Genomic DNA, 2568 nt, shown 5'->3' with positions numbered 1-2568 from the left:
CGCCGGTGGTGCGGGACGGCGTCGTGTACGCGTGCAGCAAGGACCGTTGCGTGTACGCCCTCGACGCGGAGAAGGGGACGGGCACCGCAAGAACCGCGTGAGCGGCGCCTGTTGGGATCGGTAGCATGAGCGGATGCAAACGCGGGGGCGCAAGCTCAGATTCACGGCAGTACTGGCACTGACGGTTCTCACCCTCACCGGCTTCTCCACCGGACGGCACCACAGCAGCCGCCATGGGAGCAGCGGGGGTGGGGGCGGGTGCAGCAGCTCCAGGCAGGATCACGACACGTCGAGCAGTACAACGGGCGGTTCGTCGGAGGGCAGTTCGTACACCCACCAGCCCAACTACCGCTCCACGCCCACCTCTACGGCCTCCTCCGGCAGCGGCAGCAGTCTGCGGGACGGTACGGCGAAGCTGGTGAGCTGCGCGACGGCGACCAGGCAGTACGCGACCGTCGAGGTCAGCAACCCGAACGACCGCAAGGCCACCTTCTCCGTGAACGTCACCTTCGAGGACGCCCAGGACAACGAGGTCGACTACAACTACGCGGACGTCAAGGTGCCGGCCAACGGCAGGGCGACCGTGCGGGTGCGCTTCCTCGGCAGTTCCACCCCGGTGGACCACTGTGTCGTCGACCGCCGTGCCACAGCGGTGAGTTGACCCTCAGACCTCAGACCTCAGACCTCAGACCTCAGACCCTCACCGGGTCCGGAAGCCGCCGTTCCCACGGGCGGCGAACAGCTCCGCCTGCCGTTCGCTCGGGAGATTGCCAAGGGCAATCAGCGGCGGCGCCTGCGCATAGGCCTGCGCCCGCGCCGCCTCCTTCGCCGACCACAACGCCCGGACGGTGCCCTGGACCCCCTCCGTCGGATACCCGGCGATGACGGTCGCGCAGTCCACGGCTGCCGCCAACGCCCCACCGGGCGCGGTGAGTTCGGACACGAGCCCCAGCTCGTACGCCCGCCGCGCGGAGATCCGCTCCGCCGTCCCCATCAGCATCATCCGCGCGACCTCGCCGTACGGCATCCGGTGTGCCATCAGCACCGACTCGTACGCGCTGACCATGCCGTAGGTGGTGTGCGGGTCGAAGAACACGGCGCTCGGGTCGGCGATGACGAACTCGCTCTCGCCCAGCAGATAGAAGGCCCCGCCGCAGGCCATCCCGGACACGGCGGAGATCACCGGTTTCCAGAAGTCGTTGGCCTTCGGGCCGATGGTGAGCAGCGGATCGTCCTGCATATAGGGCGAGTTGGGCTGCGGCACGACCGCGTCCCGGTCGAGTCCGGTGCAGAAGGCGCGCTCCCCGGCCCCGGTGAGGACGACGGCCCGTACGGAGTCGTCGAACCGCAACTCCCGCCATGCAGCGGCCAGTTCGGCGGCCGTCGCGAGGTCGATGGCGTTGAGCTTCCGCGGCCGGTCGAGGGTGACGACGGCGACGCCGGTGTCCTTGTCGAGGGAGACCTGGAGGGTCATGGCCGCTCCAGGACCCACTGCGGAAGCCCGTCCGCGTCGAACACGACCTGCACCCGCGCCCCGATCCGAACCCGTTCCGGCGCAAGGGAGTCGAGAGCGGCCCCCGGCCCGGTGACGAGGTTGCCGACCAGCCGGACGCGCGGGGCGTCGACCAGTTCGACGACGATCACGTTGTAGGGCGCGACGGCGGCGTAGTCGGGCAGGAGCGGGGGGTGCGGGAAGACGTACGACCAGACCCGCCCACGCCCGCTCGTCAGCCGCCACTCGCTCGCGAAGGACTGGCAGTGGGGGCAGCAGGGGCGGGGCGGGAAGCGGGGTTCGGAGCAGTCGGCGCAGGTCTGGACGCGGAGTTCGCCCTGACGGGCGTACTGCCAGAAGGGGGCGCCGTCGGTGTCGGTGACGGGGGAGAGCATGGGGTCAACTCCTTAGCAGCAGGGCGGAGGTGGGGACGCCCTCGCCCGCCGTCACCAGACAGGTGGCGGCGTCGGGGAGCCTGNGCCGGTGTTGAGGGGGAGTTGGCCACCGATTTCGAGGGCGCCCCCTTCCGTGAAGGCGCCGCCCTCGCCCCTCCCGCAGAAGCCGTAGCCCTCCAGGGAGAGCGGGACGAGGGCCGTGAACGCGTCGTAGATCTGGGCGACATCGACGTCCTGCGGGGTGAAGTCGGCGTGTTTCCACAGGTGTCGGGCCGCTGTCCAGGCGGGGCCGGTGAGGGGGTCGTCGTTCCAGTAGTTGACCATGCCGTGGTGCTGGGCGGGGAGGCCCTGGGCGGCGGAGTGGATGTACACGGGGGTGCGCCGGCAGTCGCGGGCACGCTCGCTGGAGACGACCACGCAGGCCAACGCCCCGTCCGTCTCGAGGCAGTTGTCGAAGAGGCAGAGGGGCTCGCTGATCCAGCGGGAGGTCATGTACATCTCGCGGGTGAGCGGGCGGTCGTACATGATCGCGGCGGGGTTCTGGTTGGCCCTGTTCCGGCAGGCGAGGGCGACGTTGAACAGGTGGTCGCGGGTCGCGCCGTACTCGTACATGTAGCGGCGGGTGAGCATCGCGATCTCGTCGGCCGGGCGGAGGAGGCCGAAGGGGCGGGTCCACTGGGC

The 2568-nt window shown here is 70.1% G+C and carries 4 protein-coding genes and 1 pseudogene; 2 read left to right on the top strand and 3 right to left on the bottom strand.

Annotated features, from left to right (window positions below):
- Positions 1–101: PQQ-binding-like beta-propeller repeat protein (locus JHN63_RS53755; RefSeq protein WP_234478972.1), on the top strand; the 101-nt coding region annotated here is incomplete at its 5' end.
- Between the two features lie 32 nt (positions 102–133).
- Entirely contained in the window at positions 134–661 is a 528-nt protein-coding gene (locus tag JHN63_RS51455; RefSeq protein ID WP_200691999.1) for a hypothetical protein, read from the top strand.
- Positions 662–700: 39 nt separating this feature from the next.
- On the opposite strand, the gene JHN63_RS51450 is transcribed toward JHN63_RS51455, so the two are convergent.
- From JHN63_RS51450 to JHN63_RS51440, 3 genes and pseudogenes are all read right to left on the bottom strand, one after another.
- The gene (locus JHN63_RS51450; protein WP_200691998.1) at positions 701–1474 is read right to left on the bottom strand and encodes an enoyl-CoA hydratase/isomerase family protein; all 774 of its coding nucleotides are present in this window, start codon (positions 1472–1474) and stop codon (positions 701–703) included.
- Positions 1471–1887, bottom strand: a complete 417-nt coding sequence (locus JHN63_RS51445; RefSeq protein WP_200691997.1) for a Zn-ribbon domain-containing OB-fold protein — start codon at positions 1885–1887, stop codon at positions 1471–1473. The genes JHN63_RS51450 and JHN63_RS51445 overlap by 4 nt, the downstream gene beginning before the upstream one ends.
- 4 nt (positions 1888–1891) lie before the next feature.
- A pseudogene (locus tag JHN63_RS51440) lies at positions 1892–2568 on the bottom strand (lipid-transfer protein); the annotation flags it as partial.

Origin of the sequence: Streptomyces sp. MBT65 (assembly GCF_016612545.1) — a bacterium.
In the GTDB taxonomy this organism is placed as follows: Bacteria; Actinomycetota; Actinomycetes; order Streptomycetales; family Streptomycetaceae; genus Streptomyces.
The sequence above is the reverse complement of the archived record's forward strand: the minus strand, read 5'-3'. Positions and strand labels throughout refer to the sequence as shown.

Excerpts from the sequence above, each read along its gene's own strand:
- JHN63_RS51455 (WP_200691999.1), top strand. The coding sequence starts at position 134 with ATGCAAACGCGGGGGCGCAAGCTCAGATTCACGGCAGTACTGGCACTG.
- JHN63_RS51450 (WP_200691998.1), bottom strand. The coding sequence starts at position 1,474 with ATGACCCTCCAGGTCTCCCTCGACAAGGACACCGGCGTCGCCGTCGTC.
- JHN63_RS51445 (WP_200691997.1), bottom strand. The coding sequence starts at position 1,887 with ATGCTCTCCCCCGTCACCGACACCGACGGCGCCCCCTTCTGGCAGTAC.